We start from the raw sequence: 17,298 nt of genomic DNA on the forward strand, positions 1-17,298 counted from the left end.
TAAGACACCTCGAACTTGTTTATTTGTTTTTAGTATAAACTCTCTGTTCGGTGTGTCTATCATTTAGACTAGCATCAATATAGTGCATGACCACCCCTTGATTTAAAACTACCTGTCCCTTTCATCTCCTCGAATTGTCCAGTAACAGGTGTCCATCCTATAGGAGTAGCCATTTCATCCCACATGACTCTTTCTCGTTCTTGTACCGTGGTTTCTTCCACAGTCAGAGGGTAGCCTATTCTGAAATAATCACGATTATGCGGATACTCTCCAAACCATACATCTAAAAAGGTACTTGTTTTTTTCACTGTCATTTCAATTAATGCTGGAGCTTCTACACTTCCTTTATTAGTAAAATAAGAAGTTGTTTCTGTAGACCACTCTTGCGTAAATTTGTGAGTATTGATTTTCCCTAATTTATACGGCATTGGACAAACAAAAGTAATAACACCTCTACCTCTATTGACTATTTCGTCCAAATCAACAGAACCATCAATTAATGCTAAATAAGTCCTGTCTAACTCATCATCAAAAATAAGTTCAGCAGGTTGCTCTGTATATAACCAATCCGCTAAATCTTCTTTTAACTTTTGTAAATCCGCCATATCTTTTTTCGCTTTAATAACAAGAGGAACGTCAATACGACGTTCCTCCGTTTCTGTATTAAGTAAAAGAGCCCCTGCGCGATGAGGGACTCTTACTAATCTTCTTTTTACTGGAGCCCATGAAGGACGTTTTCTTCCAACTAGCATTTGAATATAATCTTTTCTAATATTATTAAAAGTAAAACTAAGTTTCCCCAACGTGCTCACCACCCTTAAAATTCCGCTCTTCTTTTTTGTTCACGATCTTGAAGTTTTGTAGTATAGGTGTAACTTCCGTTTGCAAGCTCTTTTCCATCTAAAACATTAGTCATGTTTACGGTTAAATTCAGTTCTTGTTCTCCACCTGGTCTATTTGGGAATATTGTTTTTGCCATAGATGGATTGTTATAAGATAATTGCGGTTGCGTATATCCGCTGAAATCGCTAAATGTATTTTGCGGGATACTATATTGATTTGTTTGGAATCCAAAATCAAAAACAGATGGCATATTCCCCATTTGTTTCTTAACAGTTCCGACTACATTTTTTGCTGCATCCACAACAAACCGTTTCCCTTTATCCATACCAACTCCAACACCTTCTGGAACCGCGCTACCAACTGGAATCATCACTTTAGATGGACTGTTAATCTCTAGTGCTCCAGAAATAGTCTTTTTAATATCACTTGCAATTCCAGCAGCCTTGCTAAATAGACCTCCTGAAGCATCATCTATTCCTCTTCCAAGACCTTCTATGATTGATTTACCAATGGAACGTAAATTTATGGAACTGAAAAATTTTTCAACTGTATTCCATTTTTCTTCGATACCGCTTTTCACTTCGTTCATCTTATCTTTTACCGCTTGGACTTTTTCGCCAAATTTTCTCGAAACTGTATTTTTTATTTCCTCTACCTTGTTACTTGCAGAGTTTTTCATATCTTCATATTTGTTGGTAACATCCGACCACATTTCTTTCATTTTTCGAATAACATCATCTTTCATAACTTGATATTTCGATTTTACTTGGCCAGTTTCCCAATCTACCTGATTTGCATGTTCACCAGCTTGCGCTTTTGCTTCACTCACAATTTCTTTATGCTTGTCTCGAGCCGTAGAAACTGTACTATCATACTGACGTTTTGCCTCTGCAATGATTGCATTCGCTTCATCAGCAGTGATTGTTTTATTTTCATCACGCTGACGAATTGCCTCAGCAATTTTTTCGTCACGGGTCTTTTTCGCATCTTCAATAACTTTATCTCTTGCCTTTGCGCTATTCTCTACAACTTCTGCTGCCTGTCTAGCTGAAATTTCACTAGCCTGCACACGCATATTTTCAAGAATAACCTTTTGCTCCATTTGATTTTTAGACATATGCTCAACAGCAACTCTGTCCATTTCATCCTGTAATGCTTGTAACGAGATCCGCTCGGATGCTGTTAATTCTCTATTTTCCCTAGCGGCTGTTTGTAGAATTTCTTTAATTTTATTTTCTTTTTCTTGTGTTTTTAGCTTTTCTTGTTCATAGTGCTGATTTAACTGTTCGATTCGTTTGTTCTCTTCTTCAGCGGTTAATACATATGAATCAGCAAAGAACTTTTTAAGTCCTTCAATTTCTTTTTGCTGCCTTGCGTTGGTTTTTTCAATGATTGTATTAGCTAATTTATCATATTGACCAATCAACTTCTGCGACTGTTCTTCTGTTATTACTTCATGATTTAATCTAATTTCAGTTAACTTTTGCCTAATACCATCGGACAGCTTGAAATACTCACCAAGAACCTTCTTTGTTGAGGAGCTTACTTTCCCTTCTGTATTTGTAGCAAAGCGATCTACTGAAGCAATACTGTCTTCTGTTGCTTTTTGATATGCTTTATATGCAACAACTCCAGTCCCGATAAGAGTGGCTGCTATTAAACCAACAGGCCCCAGAAGTACTCCTAATGCACTTCCTAAAAATCCAACCGCAGCACCAGCAAGACCCGCAGCGCCACCAGCAATTCCTAATGATGTTGCTAGCGCTCCAATCCCTGACATAACCATTCCAACTGCCGCTAAAACTACACCGATTGCAGCGGCTACCGCTGTTAAAGCAAGAATAATACCACCTGTAATTGCTATTGCTTTTTGTACAGGAGCAGGTAAAGAGTTGAATCCATCAACAAGTTTTTGTAAACCGGCAACAAAAGCGCTAACTACAGGAGCAAGAGCATCACCAATGGTCTTTTTCATTGTAGAAAATGCCGAGTCTAATAATGTAAGTCGTCCCTTTAAAGTGTCAATTTTAGTTGCCGCAACATCAGCTGCCGTAACTTTAGACATGGAATCCCACATCTCATTAACACCTTTTGCTCCTTCTTTAAAGAGAATAGTCGCACCACGTACGGCATCCGAACCAAATAATGTTTCTAAAGCCATGCTTCGTTGCTGGTCTGTCAAACCTTTCATTGATTCATGAAGTGTCCCTGAAATATTTTCTAGACTTTGAATATGCCCCTGTTGATCGTAGAATTTTGATGATAAGAAAGCTGAACTTGTTGCTAATTCGCGGAATGTGGTATCGCATTTATCATTCCATTTCGTTACTCCTTCAGTTTTCATTACATATTGTTCTAAAGCTACTTCTATATCCCCTACATTTCTGGAAGCTGGTTGAATACCGTTTTTTACTAAGAAATCAAATCCAGCTTGTGCATTATAAGTGATAAGACCCAAATCTCGCATTTTGTTATATGCTTCTTTTGTAGACGGATTTAGTCTCATTAGCATTGTTTTTAAAGATGTCCCTGCATCAGAACCTTTTAAACCGTTTTGAGCAAATACCGCTAAAGTTGTAGCTGTATCCTTAAACGTCATTCCAGCTCCCGCTGCTACCGCTGATGATGCCGCTAAACCATATTTTAATTCACGTACATCTGTTGCCGATGCGTTTGCCGCACCTGATAGAATATTAGCTGCATCCGCAACTGAAAGGTGATCAGCTTTAAATGCATTTAGAGCAGTAGAGGCAATCTCTGCCGCTTCCCCTAACTCTAATTCACCGGCTGTCGCTAAATTAAGAGCTCCCTCTAATCCACCATTAATAATATCCGTTAAACTAACACCAGCTTTAATTAATTCTTCGATCCCTTGACCAGCTTGAACACTGGAGTATTTCGTTGTTTCCCCCATGTTGACAGCTAGTTCACTTAATTTCTTCATCTCTTCCCCAGTAGAACCAGATACAGCCTTAACATTGGCCATTTGTTGTTCAAAGTTCATTGATTCTGTAATTGCCGACTTTAAACCACGCCCTATTGCATACGTCATTCCACCAAAAACAATACCGATTTGACTTCCTGCGTTTTGCAAATGATTGCCCAGCGTTTCCATACGATTCCCGAAATTTAGTAGTCGATTTCCTTGTTGCTCGAGTTCATGATTTGACTGACGTAATCCTTGTTCAAATCGATTTAATTCAGCAGTGGCTCTATGAATTTGTTCTGCGTAACGTTGCGCTGACTGACTCGCTTCTCCTTCTTCAGTTTTAGCGCGATTGTAAGCTGACTGAAGCTCCCTAATTTTCTCCTTTTGCTTATCTATCATACGAGATAGAACATCAATTTTCGCTCGCGTCTGTTCAGTTGCATTGGTGTACCCATGCATCCCTGTTGTAACTGCTTGGAATTCAGCTTGTAAAGATTTCAATGAATTATTTAATTTATCCAGTGCTGTTTGTTGGGCCTGACGATTCACTTGTTTAAGTTCATTCTCGAATCTATTTAAATCCGCAACAGCTTTATTAACTTGTGCAGCGTATCGCTGAGTTGCAGCATCATTTTCTCCTAATTTAGCTTTATTCTGATCATAAGCTTGACGCAATGCTTTAACTTTTTCTTTTTGAGCTTCAATAAGTCTGGTGAGCGTACTCAATTTTACTTGTGCTTGCTGACTAGCGTTAGCAAAACCGCCCATTCCTGTACTTACAGATTTCAACTCATTCTGTAACGTCCTGACTGCACGACCTGAATTCGAGATACCTTGTCTAAAATTTATGTTATCAAGGGAAAGTCTAACGACTAGATTATTTATTTCGTTCGCCATAGTCTCACCTCCCTCGTTAAATAATGTTTTCCGCTGGCACTTCTATTTCATTTGAATTAGAGCCTTTGTGACTTTCATTTCCGTTTTCACGCATTTTTCGATTAAGTCTCAAATAATGCCAAATATCCATCTCATTATCAATGTGATGGTGTTTGTACCCTTGTTGCAATAAAGAGAGGTAGAGTTCGTCCATAAACTCGCTGAATGTCAACCCTCCTCCCTCTATACGTTTGGGTTTTCTGCCCCATCAGCTACAGGGTTAGCACCCGCTGCCTCTACTGTTTCATTAACTAAAGCATTAATTACATTCGTTGTTGTTAATAAAAATTTCCGAGCATCTACACCATCCCAATACTGATCCACTGTAAACTGTTCACCATAAACGTGTACTACATATTGAACCATCTTATCTAAATCTGCCGCTTCAGGATTATTTGGAATATCTGCAAGTTCTGGAGCTTGGCGAATTAAACGAGCTGGAATGAATGCTGGTAAGTTAAAAGTTTTTTCTTCGTTATTGATTCGTAAAGTTAATTTCATAATTTATTCCTCCTTAATTAATAAAAAAGAGAGAGCTTTTGCCCCCTCTTACTTTCCTGCTGGTGGTTGAGCCACAGGTTTCTCATATACCTTTTTAAACCAATTATCTCCAATAGCTTTTGTAAACGTAGGTTCATCTTCATCCGCTGTAAATTTAGTTCTATCATCAAAATCACGTTCGATGAATGAACCTTTTAATTTTGTTGTTTGGAAGTTTGGCTTATCTTTTTTAGTTTCAGCTTCTTCCTCTTCTTGAGAAAGCTTCCCTTTTAATAACCAAACATATCGATATTTTCCGTTAGCTTTTAAAAAGCGCCATCCAATTGCTAAATACGGCTTTTCGCTCTCTCGCTTTTCATCTAATACACCATCTGTAACTTCTGGGAATCCCTCAATATCTGCCTTTGTTGATAATGACAGGCCTCGAACTTCGATTTCTACCTCAACCTCACCATCAGACTCAGCAATTTCCGATTTTTTATTGTCGCTCCACATAATCTCAGTAGCTACTTTTTTAGATGTTTTGACCTTTACTGCGCCTTCCATTTTTTTAACCGTACTGTAGTCAACACCTGTTGCATCATCTTTCAATGACTTTGCATAAACTAGGTTATCCACACCGACAGTCGAACTAATTTTAATAACTTCTCCAGCCATCTATAACTCCACTCCTTTTGCGAATCGCATCGCGTAATGAAAAATTTGTGTATCCTCTTCATATAAATCAGCAACCGCATAACGTGAGAAACCAATTTTTTTCATGATTTCATTCACTTTTTGATGGATTACCGTTGTACTACTCTTCGCCCAAACATCAACTTGAAACAAGATTTCACTTTCACTCTCTTGATTATCTGCAAATCCATCTGGCCTATTATCTAATTCAAAATACGCAATTCGCGGAAACTCTTCTGCTTTCTTTGCTTTACGGTAATAAATTCGTTTTCCACCTAACAATGAAACAAGCTCTTGATCATTCTCAAGAGCTTGTAAAATATCAGGTCTTAGATTTATCAAAGATTCAACCTCATTTCGTTCTTCAAAATATCTGTCATAGCACGTACAGCTTCCGCTTTTGAAGCATTAAAACCCGGCTCTATAAATGGATGTGCTGGCATTTTAGATGTACCCCATTCATGGAACTTTAAATAGAACCACGGAGAACGATCCGCTTTATTAAGACCTATTTTTACTGTTTTTATTCCACCTTCAAGTTTAGCCTTTGTTACTTTTATCTGGTCTGCACCATGTTGTCCTGTACGCCACGGCTCACTTTTAGATCGTTTTTTGGGGCTTGGGCTTCTTGGCGCTCGTTCTGCAATGGCTTTACGAATAGGTTCACCACCAGCTGCAAGAGCTTTATCTTCAATTTTCTCTCCACGTAACCCCATTTGGTCTAATTCAGTAACTAAGCGATCAAATCCTAGTAAATCTAAATCTATACCATCAGCCATTCATTTCACCACGTTTCCACATGATCAATACAGTATGTTTTTGAGTTGGAATAACCGAAACAATATCATAAATCATGTTTTTATACTTAATTTTCATATCTGCACTTACATCATCTCGATATCTAATTTCTGTTTCTCCTTGAACTTCACTATTTGCGGTGGCGGCCTCAAAGTATTTCCTTCCCTTTAAATAAACGAAAGAGCCCCATACGGTAAAAGCATCTTTATATCCATCTATCGGATCACCGTCAGGCCCTTTTGCATTTTCATCTTTTACTTGAAATGTAAGCCGTTTATCTAATTTTGCAGGATTCATTTCCTTTCCTCCTGAGGCTCTGGAGCATATTGGAGCTGTAATATCACACTCTGAACAATGGTTCTGATTTTTTCACTGGCTTTTTCTCCTACAAGTAGTCGGTTTTCATACCAATCGGCAACCAAAAATAAACAAAGCAACTTAGCATCTTCATTTGTTTGAGTAAATGTTTTGCCAGTTGCTTTGTAAATATATAATTCAGCCGCTTTAATTAACATAGTGATAGTTTGGTCATCGTCCCCATCCACTCGAATCCATTCTTTAGCTTCTTCTAAGGTAACAAGCATTCAAATGCCTCCCTCGTTTATCCTTGAGGTTGTTCAACAGGAGCACTTAAATCGATTTCTCCATAAACTGCTGCTTCATTATCCCACATTTGTACATCATCACGTTGAATTGCACGTAAATCTAATGTATTACGAGTGAATGCTTTACCACCTACATCTGTAGAAGCTAGTTCCATATCTTCACGTTTAAATAAAACAATAGCTTCCTTTAAATCACCAATAATAAGTGGCGCTTTTTTAGCTGTTGTTCCCTTTGATTTTAAGAAACGATTCGAAACAACGACGACTGGATTAGTACCAGCAAATAGTTTTTTGTTTTTTTGCGTTGGATCTGACTGTAAAATATATTTTCCATCTTTATCTTTTAATTTGTCTAAATAATTAAACCCATCTTGGTTTGTAAGTAAAATCGCATTCGGGGAAATCGCAGGATCTAATTTAACATTTAATACATCTTTAATATCATCCAGAGATTTGATTGCTTGTTTTGTTAACTTTTCAATTACGCTCAAAATTAACACATTACGTGTAACTTTAGATTTTTTACCTAACCATTTAGTTACATACTTTAGGATGTTTTGATCACTATCTTGAAGCAATGAACGAGATAACGGTAAAATACCTGCTCTGTCCTTCACTGCATATTGTACATTTGAGAATTTCGGATTATCCGTTTCTGGAATTTCACCCATTTCAGTGATTTCAGCAAACGGAATCATATCTGAATTTTTCTCTAATACTCGTGATCCTGAACGTGTACGCACTGGTTCAACAGTTACATATTGCTCAAGTGCATCAAAGGAACGAGCTAATTCATTGATTTGTGTTTGAATATCTTGAGGGATGACAAGCCCTCCATCTTCCCCAGTTAATCCAGACATTGCTCGTTTTTCTAAATCATCCTCAAGAAATTCACGCTCTTCAGCATTTAATGGTTTATTACGTAATGCTTTCATAAATACATCGCGGTATTCCGTTTCACCATCTACATTACGTACTTCAACTTCTCGTCCATTGCTTCGTTCTTCCGTTTCTGATTCATCTAATGAGCGTTGTAAATCAACTTTTTTTTGAAGTGATCGCACTTCTTCCATCATTTGTTCTGCTTCTGCCACTTTATCTTCTCCCATAAGAGAGCGTACTTCTTCCTTTTTCCCTTCTAACTTAGCTAATAATTCACGTAATTCTTTTGACATTCAAATCACTCCTTAAATTTATCAATAAAAAAAGAGCCTTATATAAGCTCTAGTTCGATTTGTAATTTTCTTTTCCTAAACTCATCAGCTACTCGCTTTTCTCCAGCTTTAAAATCATCCAATGAACGTACACTTACTTCATTCGTTGGATATGCAGGGAATGCAACCGGTGATATTTCATATAGTTCAGCATTCAAAATCGAACGCTTATAAAGCTTTCCATTTTCACGTTCTTCCGATGACCATTTGTCTTTTGTAACCTTCATCCCAAAAGAAACTCCATCAACATCTCCACGCTTAATTAATTCCCATGCGTCATTTCCGACAGTTGTATTAGGAATATCTAATTCAAATCGCAATTCTTTCTTGTCATTTTCGATTCGTAAAGTTTTACTTTTAGTATTTCCTAATACTTGAGATGTGTCGTGAGACCATAAACCTACAACATCACGAACTTTTAAACTTTCGTCAAAAGCCCCTTCAGCGATCTCTTCTACGAAAGTATCGCCCCACCAATCACGCATTTCAGCACTTTCATTGTTATATTTTATCGATCCAGAAATTGTTCGTTTTCCTTCGTCCTCATTAACTTCACGGACTTCAATAGTCATTGGTAAAGCTCTAATTTCCTTCATTTCCTTCTTTGCTGACTTCTCCACTAGTATCACCTCCCTTCAAATATGCCTGTCCAGCCATATCAATCGGCAACATATTTCCATTAACAAGTAACCGATCCCCACCAACTTCTGGTGGTAAATCTTCCTTACTTCTAGCTTCGTTAGGTTTGAGGAAACCGCCTTGAATACCTGTTCTGTAAGCTTCATATCTCGTTTTGATATCCGCTCTTAAAATAGCATCTACATTGAATTTCGAATAAAACCCTTTATCCAACTCGCTGTCTAAAAATAACTTATACGTCATTTCTTGCTCATACATCGTTAAAGTAGCTTGCAATGTATCGGTATAAAATTGTTGTTGCTGCTGCTCAATATTATTTAAAGTCGCTTTACTCAAATCGTTTAATTGATGCATTTTAATGCCGAATGCAGTGGCGATTTGCCTAATAGTAAGCTCGGTATTTTCAAGAAATTGAGCATCTGACATATTTAATGAAATAGGTTGAAATTGATATCCTACTGGCATTAATGCAATACGATGACTATTTTGAAGACCGCTAGACATTGATTCAAAATTTTCTCGGAAAATCTTCTTCGCATCATCATTTAAATCACCGACATATTGAACTAATCCCTTTACCTGTAACCCTTGCTTGTAAAAGTTATTTATGAATTTATCAGCTGAAGCTGAATTTTCTAATGTGGACTTTAAATATTCCATTGTAGTGACACCAACAAGACCATCAAGAGTTATTCCGTTTTTAAAGTGCAGAATCTCTTCTGGCTTTAACACTCTTTGTTGTCCATTCGTATTTACCACATACCACATTTTAGTTTTGGAATTTAATAAACCAACGTCATCAATGTACACTGTCACTTTAGAGGCATCTATTGGCCATAGCGCTTTCACTTTCCCTTTTCTATCAAATTCTATGTTAGCGTAGCTATTGCCATATAAATTTTTTTGAGATTCTAATGCCCCAAAAAAGTTCATGCTAGACATGTATGGATTAGGCCTTAGTCTCAATAAATTATTGAGATAATGCTTAGTCCCGCGTTGAATTCCGTATTCATCTTCCTGATATATTTTCAAGGGTAACTTTGATACAGATTCAGATAGTATTTTGATACATGCAAAGACTGTAGCGACTTTTAATGCATTTTTTCCTTTAACGCTAATATCACTTGGAGAAATCCCTAACCATTCTAATAACTTTTCATCATCTTTATTTAACTCTATTACCTGCGATGTTTGACGTTTTTCAAAATTAAAGAACTTTTTAACTGAATCCACTATTTTCACATGTTCACCCCCTCCCTAGTTCCATAACTTGCCTAGAAAGTCTTTATTCGCAAATTCAGATACATCAAACCTGACACTTGCTCCATACATAGCCCTAGCAAACGCATTTAATACCGCTGCTGCTGGATCAATACGATTTTTACTTATTTTTTTCGAAATCATAATGTTTTCCTGATCATCCATTTTAATAACAGCATTATTAAGCGCCCAAAAAAGGACTGGATCTCCATTATGTTTAACTTTCTTTTCATATACTTTTTCTCGAAAATTTTTAGTTGGAATGGATAAATTAGCTATCCTTTGAGGGATTTCCACGCAAACAAACCCTTTATTCTCTAAATTTTGCGCTAGATGCAATGCATTCCATTTATCATAATCAAACTCTTGAATTTCTTTGTCTTTAGAAAAGTTTTCTATCCAAGATTCAACAATTGTATAATCAACCATTTCACCAGGTGTTAAAGTCAAATACCCTTGTTCTGCCCATAAGTCATAACGTACTTTATCTGTAGCCATTTTTTCTTTCAAACGAGCTTCAGGCATAAAAGAATGTTGTCCAACAATAAAATCACCTTCATCATCCATTCCGACCCAACCGACACTTGTTAAATCAGTTGTCATTGATAAGTCGCCACCTATCCAAAGAGTTGCGCCTGAAAAATCAAGGTTATCTACTTCGCATTTTTGCCATTTTGACATATCCATGTACCCATTGTCCTTTTTATCGACCCAGATATTCATGTTTTTCGTTAAAAAGGCTCTCATTTTTTCAGGTCTATCAAGAGCAACCTTCAAATCTGAACGTATACCTTCCAAACCTTCTTCATATGTTGCTACGATGGGATTTGCTTTTATCCAATTCGACTCATCTTTGATATCATCGTTCTTTTCCAACTCACAGATCATAACGAAATAATCATCGTTTTCTACATTTTTTGATGGGTCTAAGATATCACTGACATACTCATACTCTCTATAACAAGGTCTAGATAAGTCGAAACCAGCTGTTGTTATGATAAACATTAACGGTTCTTTCCTTGCCACCATACCAGACGATAAAACGTCATAAATTTCATCAGTTTCATGTGCATGATATTCATCGACAATTCCAAGAGACGGGTTTTTACCATCACCAGTTTTTCTAGCTTCTTTTGAAAGCGGAACAACAACTGAACCGTTCTTAAATATTTCAATTGTGCTGTAAGCTTCTTTCCATTTCCCTTCTAACAATTCACTAGAACTGATTCCTGTTTTTACAGCCTCATAAACTTCAGATGACTGATCCCTTGTCCAGCCAGCGATATAAGCACGTTGTTTTTCTTCTCCAAGAAAAGTACAAAAAGCTGCTACAATAGCAAGAAACTGTGATTTAGCATTTTTACGTGCTAACTGAATAAAAGCCTTTCTAAATCGCCTAGCTCCATTTATTTTCTTTTTAAACCCGAAAATATTAGTTGCTAAAAATAGTTGAAAATCAGTTAATTCTACTGATTCACCTGCCAAAATTCCTTCAACGTGCTTAAATTCCTTTGCAAACCAGTAAAAATCCTCCGCTATCTCTTCATCAAAATAAAAAGGACTGTCTTCACTTTGACACTCCCCATAATCTCTTATGAATCGTTCGACGGCCCAACGATGCTTTTTACAACTTTTTATTTTGTCGCTTAAAATATCCTCGCAATATGCAAAAACCCGTTCCATTATCCAGTTCATATACGATCACCAAAACGCTTTTGTGCTTCACTTTGCTTTTGTTGTGAAGTATCTGCTTCTGGAATAACTAATTTTAAGCGGGATGTAATGGTCAAACCTAAATCACTAGCTGAAGAACGACATTCATTAAATAAAAGATTCTTACTTCTTTGCATTTGAGAATACAATTTAAAATCATCTGAAGGCTTTGTTTTTCTTAACAGGCGAACCATTTTTATATACTGGTCTTTAGAATCAACATACCTCGCTAAACTGTCCACATCTAAGTTGCTAAAAATTTTCAGTCTAACTAATTCAACAGCCAATATATCAAATTCTCTTTTTTGTGCTACGGTCAAATAAGAAGGAGCTTCAATTTTATCGGTATGACCACGCAACGCTTCTTCTTGTTTTTCCCGCCTATTTTGTTCATTTTTTGTAATGTGATTTGACCTACCCTTTCCCTGTATAACAGAGAGAGGTTGTTTATTTCTTCCAGCCATGACTACACCCCCTTAAAAAAATGTTCAAAAACGGATTTTTCTGCGATGTTGAGGGGACGGCGGTACGGGAAGACCTCCCAGAATGTTTTTTGACCCACCCCTACCCGTATTTCTTTTTGTCTTCTGCTGTTTTTCTGTTATGACATTGATTGCAAAGCGATTGTAAGTTTTCTAATTTAAGTTTTAAGCTTGGTTCAATCTTAATTGGAATGATGTGGTCAACCATATCTGCAACTTTAATCTTTCTATTGTCCTTACAATGTAAGCACAATCCTTTGTCTCTCATAAGTGCATGTTTTCTTAACCTTTCCCATGCCTTTGACTTATAGAAAGCCGTGCTCTCTTTGTCTCGTTTGAATCGGTCATAGTATCTATTCTTATCCTGCTGCGTTTCCTTTTCTTTATATCTATGTTCCTCACAATATCTTTCGCGCGTGAGGTTATAACAATGAAATTCGCAGCATGGCCTGAGTGGTTTCTTCATCAGTGTTCACTTCCTCCAAGCGCTTCTCCCTTGATTACGCAACCTTGAATTGAATCAGCTGTATGATTAACTGTAGACTTAGATAATAATTTCCCTCCACAATAGAGTTCCACTGTATCACTTCGATTTGTAAACTTATCCATAATCATTTCTAATTTGTCCAACGCATCTGCACATTCGTTAGCAGCTTCAGTTACTTCCTTAATACCTTCTAACGCTTCAGTTGTATCAACGTTCAATTCAATTGTTAATCCTTTGATTTTATCCTTTTAGCTTGTTTTTCAGTCGAATCAAATGGTTTTGTCCATGTCGGTCCACCACAATTGGCACAAGACAATCCATCAAGGTTATTACCAACAATCACCGTCTTACATTGCTCATTCATACATTCAGCTTTCATCTTAAATCTCATTCTTCATCCTCCTCCAAAATAAAAAGCATCCACTATGTGAACGCTTCGTGTTATTATATTTAAGCTATCTTAATTCAGATTGATATGTAGGTGAAACGAATGGAAAACAAACAACCTGAACAAAAGTACGATTTAAGTAAGATATACACGTACAAAGAGTTCCCCGATAAAATCAGCGGTCGCTGTGATAATTGCGGCAACACTGCATTTAAAAGTTCCGTTAAAGATTTCATCCTCTTACGAGAATGCCGTGAATGTGGCATGAAGAAAATCATATAGCCCTATCACGGGCTTTTTTCTTTACATAATAAAAAGCATCATCACTTTTTTCCTTCAAACCTCTTCCTTAATCGTTTCATTTCCTCTTCGATAGCAAGATTCTTTTTATTAATCGCTCATGACACTTTGCTATATCTGCTTGATACTTACGAATCTTATCATTCACGTATGCAGCTACATGTTCATGATTACTCTGTTCACCTTTGTAATGAACTATCGGTTTAGCATCTATATCTGTTAATGTAATTGTTAATACAGGTTCTTCATTAGACTGTGTATTATCTAATTGTTTGTACTTTCCCAACTTCCACACATCTACAAAAGCACCGTTGCATTTCGGACAAACCGTTACTTCGTGATACTCTTTTTTAGATGGATGATTCACTCTATCTTGATGACCGCACACTAAACAAACGGCCTTATTAAAATATTCCTTTCCCATATCAACACACCGTCCTCGCTCTAATATATTTAGGCTTACGATCTATTACCTGCGACTTCATTACCTTAACAGGGTTAAAAGGAAAACTAATGTATTCTTTATATTGTAGCTCTTCCTCATACATACAAGCTTCTTTGATTAAATCGTTGAATTCTTTAATTCGTTCGCACATATCATTACAAGCTTTACTAAACATAGCAAACGCTTCACCTAGCGTTCCTGCACAAATAATAAAAACTTTCATATCCTCACTCCTTACTCTCTAAAAACTCATCAATCGCTTTTCCTAGTAAACTGATTGTCGCTTCCCTACGTTCTTTAGGAGTTGTATTATCAAAGAGATCGTTATGGAGTGCACTTGCTTGCGCCAACTTCTGGGGATTAATATGCTCATTAACAATCTGCTCACCAAGCGTTGAAATACAATATGTCATTACAGCTGCTAGTTCTTGTTTAGATAGCTTTTTCAATTCTAATCACTCCTGTATTTTTTTCATTGTTTCTTCTGCTACCAATTCCATCACACCACCATCTATTTTCTCCACTAAGTACTCACCTTGTATTCCTAAATGCGGATACACCACTTTTACTTTATTGCCTTTTTGTATAGAGGTTTGCATTAAGGCTTCTACCTTTGTTCCGACCTGAAGCACTTCACGTTCTATTTTTTTGAGTTGCATCAATAACTCTTGAATGCCCATTGTGTATTTTCCTCCAAATTAAAAAGCACTCCCTAAGGAATGCTTTATTTTAAAGTTATTTGCAATATTTTCAAGCCATCTTCTAGATATTCATCTAAAGGAGCCTTTTCAACGATTTTATTAATCTCGATGCTTTTTGAATGCCATCCTAGAGCATCGAAGTCTTCTCTTAGTTTGCGGAAAATTTCCTCTGGTGTTTCTTGTTTATCGTGATCCCTATCTCTTCCAAGATACATAATAGATTGAATTGTTTTTACTGTATCAAAATCTAATTCCTCTAAATATTTTTTTAATACTTGTTTCTTTCCTTCTAATTTTTGTCCTTCTAGGGAATTATGAAACGCGCTAATTTCTTGAAGTGTATAAACAACACCCTCTGGGACATTCTGCTCATAATAAACTCTACGATCACGAGCTAATTTGATTACATCTTTGAAAACACCATTCAATTCTTCAAGCATTATAATACCTCCTTATTTATCCATAACAATAAATAATTCGGCAAAATAACGAAATACCCTTTTTTAAAAACAGAAATAAAAGAGCAACCGTGTACCAGTTGTCCCTCTGCTAAAATTGTATGCTATCAATATAAACCACTTTTTCAACCGTTTCGATTCATTTTAAGAGTGAACCTAAATGATACCATTCTTTTTTTTATGATGTATCTCGTCTATTAGGGGAATCCTTTTTTAATTTTTATGAATAAGTTTTTATAGAAAATAAGACAATAGAAGAAGGACAATAAAGGAGGAGTCTTATGACAAAAACAATGCGTCTTTATTGCAGAGACTTATATCCATCAGGTTGGAAGTATTTAAATTGGGGAATTCAAGTTGATCCAAACCCAGTAGTTCATCTCAGTGTTTGTGAAGCTGTTTATTTGGATCCAATATCAGACATTAATCGAAATGTGCTAGATAACATAGTTTTAATAGGTCCAAATTTGAATCCTAAAGGTAGTATTCATGTGAAAAATATTATACCATCACGAAATCCAGATGGTACATTACATGTTGATTTTTATATAGAAGTAGTTCTCCCTTTTTCATGGAATTTTGCTTTAGATGTAACTGTTTTTGAATCAGCCGTGGAAGGATTTATAGTAAAATAGGGTAATCAAGATAGGTAAATAAAGTAATGGAGGGTTTTATGGCAAATACACTTCGTGTTTATTACGCAAATCAAAAATCAGGATGGCAATATATTAATTGGGGAAATCAAATTGATCCATTTCCAGTAGTTCATCTTTGTGCTCGTGAAGCTTGGCTTGATGAAACGCAGACCGACCCACTAGATAGAATAAAACTATATAAAGGGGAAGCAGGTATTTATATAAAGAATGTTTTACCATCACGAAATTCAGATGGTACATTACGTGTTGATTTTTATTTACAAATAGATTGGACTGAAGCACTAAATGTTTGTGTGGATTTTACCGTTGTTGAATCAGCTATAGAGGGATGGCCTCCACCACCGCAATAGAGAACGTACAAAACTGGAGTTAACTAAATTTAATCCATTATCTAGATTATTCAAACATAATTAAAACAGAAACAAAAGTGTGGCAGCCATTAGACCTTTGTTTCTGTTTCATTTCTTATTGAACATTACATTTGCAACAACCATTTTTTAAAATCAATAGAACCATTACAAAATCCTTCCTGATTTATTCCCTAAAAACTACATCATACCCTCCTTCTCAACAAACTGAATCAATCTCCTTAATTCAGCATGTTTCTTTTTGATATGACTAGAACTATAATTTACTGCCTCTGCTATTTCTTCTAACGTCATACCATCCACATATTTCAATTTGAGTATCTGATTTTCTAACCCTCTAAACTTACTAATTAACTTTTCTAATTTATACATATCGTTCCTCTTATGTGCTAATTCGTATTCAATCGCTTCAATGCGGTCTTCAACTTTTGCACCTTCAGATTCTGCCGTTAAACGTACTTCTCTCAAATCACCACTAACCCAACGTCTTAATTCGGCTTTTGTTTTATCTAAGTTGTATTCCAGATAGGCTATGTCTTCTTCTAACTTTTGGCAATCTCTCAGCCAGTTAAACAAATGATGATTCACCTACTTTCATATTTCCAGATCAACAACCACATTTCCGATTGTCGATAGGTGTCAAAATGCCTTGTTGTTTATTCCTACAACTTGTACATTTGTTTTGCTATAATGGGTTTACATTGCCATCTGGAAAAGTGACTTGTCCCTAACGAGTTGCTTTTCCACTTTTTATTTTATGATTCCTGATTTCACAAAAATATTTCTCCAAGCTGTAGCAGTCCGTTCTTTATCGATTTCCTTTTGACGATTTAAAATTGCTCTTTTAACATGCTTTTTCTTCCCAGTTCTCATTTTTATACTTCCTCCCTTAATAAAATT

General features: G+C 36.3%; 26 protein-coding genes and 1 pseudogene. 3 read left to right on the forward strand and 24 right to left on the reverse strand.

All coding sequences use genetic code 11. The annotated features are described in order from the left end of the window. Window positions 1-77 precede the first annotated feature (77 nt). The 17 genes and pseudogenes from JDS99_RS07725 to JDS99_RS07805 all read right to left on the reverse strand — a co-directional run. Window positions 78-803 (reverse strand): annotated as a pseudogene (locus tag JDS99_RS07725) (distal tail protein Dit); the annotation flags it as partial. Window positions 804-817: 14 nt separating this feature from the next. Further along, the gene (locus JDS99_RS07730) at window positions 818-4,669 is read right to left on the reverse strand and encodes a phage tail tape measure protein (protein ID WP_199694878.1); all 3,852 of its coding nucleotides are present in this window, start codon (window positions 4,667-4,669) and stop codon (window positions 818-820) included. Window positions 4,670-4,685: 16 nt separating this feature from the next. Then, on the reverse strand, window positions 4,686-4,880 hold the full coding sequence (locus JDS99_RS07735) for a hypothetical protein (protein WP_199694930.1): 195 nt from the start codon (window positions 4,878-4,880) through the stop codon (window positions 4,686-4,688). Between the two features lie 11 nt (window positions 4,881-4,891). Further along, the gene (gene gpG, locus JDS99_RS07740) at window positions 4,892-5,209 is read right to left on the reverse strand and encodes a phage tail assembly chaperone G (protein ID WP_098756307.1); all 318 of its coding nucleotides are present in this window, start codon (window positions 5,207-5,209) and stop codon (window positions 4,892-4,894) included. Between the two features lie 48 nt (window positions 5,210-5,257). Then, the gene (locus JDS99_RS07745) at window positions 5,258-5,866 is read right to left on the reverse strand and encodes a major tail protein (protein WP_199694879.1); all 609 of its coding nucleotides are present in this window, start codon (window positions 5,864-5,866) and stop codon (window positions 5,258-5,260) included. After that, window positions 5,867-6,226, reverse strand: coding sequence for a tail completion protein gp17 (gene gp17, locus JDS99_RS07750; protein ID WP_199694880.1), 360 nt, complete (start codon window positions 6,224-6,226; stop codon window positions 5,867-5,869). Further along, the gene (locus JDS99_RS07755; RefSeq protein ID WP_044798124.1) at window positions 6,223-6,663 is read right to left on the reverse strand and encodes an HK97-gp10 family putative phage morphogenesis protein; all 441 of its coding nucleotides are present in this window, start codon (window positions 6,661-6,663) and stop codon (window positions 6,223-6,225) included. Before JDS99_RS07755 ends, gp17 begins: the two co-directional genes overlap by 4 nt. Then, window positions 6,656-6,979 carry a phage head closure protein gene (locus tag JDS99_RS07760; protein ID WP_199694881.1) on the reverse strand — a complete coding sequence of 108 codons (324 nt, stop codon included), beginning with the start codon at window positions 6,977-6,979 and terminating at the stop codon, window positions 6,656-6,658. The genes JDS99_RS07755 and JDS99_RS07760 overlap by 8 nt, the downstream gene beginning before the upstream one ends. Further along, window positions 6,976-7,266: a head-tail connector protein gene (locus JDS99_RS07765; protein ID WP_199694882.1), complete on the reverse strand. Its 291-nt coding sequence runs from the start codon at window positions 7,264-7,266 to the stop codon at window positions 6,976-6,978. The genes JDS99_RS07760 and JDS99_RS07765 overlap by 4 nt, the downstream gene beginning before the upstream one ends. 17 nt (window positions 7,267-7,283) lie before the next feature. Then, window positions 7,284-8,462, reverse strand: a complete 1,179-nt coding sequence (locus tag JDS99_RS07770) for a phage major capsid protein (RefSeq protein WP_199694883.1) — start codon at window positions 8,460-8,462, stop codon at window positions 7,284-7,286. 38 nt (window positions 8,463-8,500) lie between these two features. After that, a complete protein-coding gene (locus JDS99_RS07775; RefSeq protein WP_001982892.1) occupies window positions 8,501-9,121 on the reverse strand; it encodes an HK97 family phage prohead protease in 621 nt (206 codons plus the stop codon). After that, on the reverse strand, window positions 9,084-10,382 hold the full coding sequence (locus JDS99_RS07780; protein ID WP_199694884.1) for a phage portal protein: 1,299 nt from the start codon (window positions 10,380-10,382) through the stop codon (window positions 9,084-9,086). Before JDS99_RS07780 ends, JDS99_RS07775 begins: the two co-directional genes overlap by 38 nt. A 15-nt stretch (window positions 10,383-10,397) precedes the next feature. Further along, the gene (locus tag JDS99_RS07785; RefSeq protein WP_199694885.1) at window positions 10,398-12,095 is read right to left on the reverse strand and encodes a terminase large subunit; all 1,698 of its coding nucleotides are present in this window, start codon (window positions 12,093-12,095) and stop codon (window positions 10,398-10,400) included. Beyond that, the gene (locus JDS99_RS07790) at window positions 12,092-12,577 is read right to left on the reverse strand and encodes a phage terminase small subunit P27 family (protein ID WP_151631016.1); all 486 of its coding nucleotides are present in this window, start codon (window positions 12,575-12,577) and stop codon (window positions 12,092-12,094) included. Before JDS99_RS07790 ends, JDS99_RS07785 begins: the two co-directional genes overlap by 4 nt. A 100-nt stretch (window positions 12,578-12,677) precedes the next feature. After that, entirely contained in the window at window positions 12,678-13,061 is a 384-nt protein-coding gene (locus tag JDS99_RS07795) for an HNH endonuclease (protein WP_199694886.1), read from the reverse strand. After that, window positions 13,061-13,300 (reverse strand): hypothetical protein, encoded by a 240-nt coding sequence (locus JDS99_RS07800; protein ID WP_206773160.1) that lies wholly within the window; start codon window positions 13,298-13,300, stop codon window positions 13,061-13,063. Before JDS99_RS07800 ends, JDS99_RS07795 begins: the two co-directional genes overlap by 1 nt. Before the next feature lie 8 nt (window positions 13,301-13,308). Then, complete coding sequence (locus JDS99_RS07805) at window positions 13,309-13,473, reverse strand: hypothetical protein (protein WP_199694887.1); 165 nt, start codon at window positions 13,471-13,473, stop codon at window positions 13,309-13,311. Window positions 13,474-13,572: 99 nt separating this feature from the next. On the opposite strand from JDS99_RS07805, the gene JDS99_RS31945 reads away from it, so the two are divergent. Then, on the forward strand, window positions 13,573-13,752 hold the full coding sequence (locus JDS99_RS31945; RefSeq protein ID WP_242475711.1) for a DUF8096 family protein: 180 nt from the start codon (window positions 13,573-13,575) through the stop codon (window positions 13,750-13,752). A 76-nt stretch (window positions 13,753-13,828) separates the two neighbouring features. On the opposite strand, the gene JDS99_RS07810 is transcribed toward JDS99_RS31945, so the two are convergent. The 5 genes from JDS99_RS07810 to JDS99_RS07830 are packed head-to-tail and all read right to left on the reverse strand — an operon-like array spanning window position 13,829 to window position 15,356. Beyond that, a complete protein-coding gene (locus tag JDS99_RS07810; RefSeq protein ID WP_242475713.1) occupies window positions 13,829-14,194 on the reverse strand; it encodes a hypothetical protein in 366 nt (121 codons plus the stop codon). A 1-nt stretch (window position 14,195) separates the two neighbouring features. Continuing rightward, on the reverse strand, window positions 14,196-14,438 hold the full coding sequence (locus tag JDS99_RS07815) for a hypothetical protein (protein ID WP_199694888.1): 243 nt from the start codon (window positions 14,436-14,438) through the stop codon (window positions 14,196-14,198). Between the two features lie 4 nt (window positions 14,439-14,442). Beyond that, window positions 14,443-14,664 carry a hypothetical protein gene (locus JDS99_RS07820; protein WP_199694889.1) on the reverse strand — a complete coding sequence of 74 codons (222 nt, stop codon included), beginning with the start codon at window positions 14,662-14,664 and terminating at the stop codon, window positions 14,443-14,445. A 6-nt stretch (window positions 14,665-14,670) separates the two neighbouring features. Continuing rightward, window positions 14,671-14,895, reverse strand: coding sequence for a hypothetical protein (locus tag JDS99_RS07825; RefSeq protein WP_199694890.1), 225 nt, complete (start codon window positions 14,893-14,895; stop codon window positions 14,671-14,673). A 44-nt stretch (window positions 14,896-14,939) separates the two neighbouring features. Next, window positions 14,940-15,356: a DUF3775 domain-containing protein gene (locus tag JDS99_RS07830; protein ID WP_199694891.1), complete on the reverse strand. Its 417-nt coding sequence runs from the start codon at window positions 15,354-15,356 to the stop codon at window positions 14,940-14,942. A gap of 299 nt (window positions 15,357-15,655) precedes the next feature. Between JDS99_RS07830 and JDS99_RS07835 the strand changes: the two genes are divergently transcribed. Both JDS99_RS07835 and JDS99_RS07840 read left to right on the forward strand, forming a co-directional pair. Then, window positions 15,656-16,009 carry a hypothetical protein gene (locus JDS99_RS07835; RefSeq protein ID WP_199694892.1) on the forward strand — a complete coding sequence of 118 codons (354 nt, stop codon included), beginning with the start codon at window positions 15,656-15,658 and terminating at the stop codon, window positions 16,007-16,009. A gap of 38 nt (window positions 16,010-16,047) precedes the next feature. Next, the gene (locus tag JDS99_RS07840) at window positions 16,048-16,380 is read left to right on the forward strand and encodes a hypothetical protein (protein WP_199694893.1); all 333 of its coding nucleotides are present in this window, start codon (window positions 16,048-16,050) and stop codon (window positions 16,378-16,380) included. A 198-nt stretch (window positions 16,381-16,578) separates the two neighbouring features. Here the strand turns inward: JDS99_RS07840 and JDS99_RS07845 are convergent, their stop codons facing one another. Both JDS99_RS07845 and JDS99_RS07850 read right to left on the reverse strand, forming a co-directional pair. Then, entirely contained in the window at window positions 16,579-16,974 is a 396-nt protein-coding gene (locus JDS99_RS07845; RefSeq protein ID WP_199694894.1) for a sigma factor-like helix-turn-helix DNA-binding protein, read from the reverse strand. Window positions 16,975-17,148: 174 nt separating this feature from the next. Beyond that, on the reverse strand, window positions 17,149-17,271 hold the full coding sequence (locus JDS99_RS07850; RefSeq protein ID WP_199694895.1) for a DUF3983 domain-containing protein: 123 nt from the start codon (window positions 17,269-17,271) through the stop codon (window positions 17,149-17,151). Between the last annotated feature and the right edge of the window lie 27 nt (window positions 17,272-17,298).

This window comes from Bacillus cereus group sp. N6 (assembly GCF_016483705.1).
In the GTDB taxonomy this organism is placed as follows: Bacteria; Bacillota; Bacilli; order Bacillales; family Bacillaceae_G; genus Bacillus_A; species Bacillus_A wiedmannii.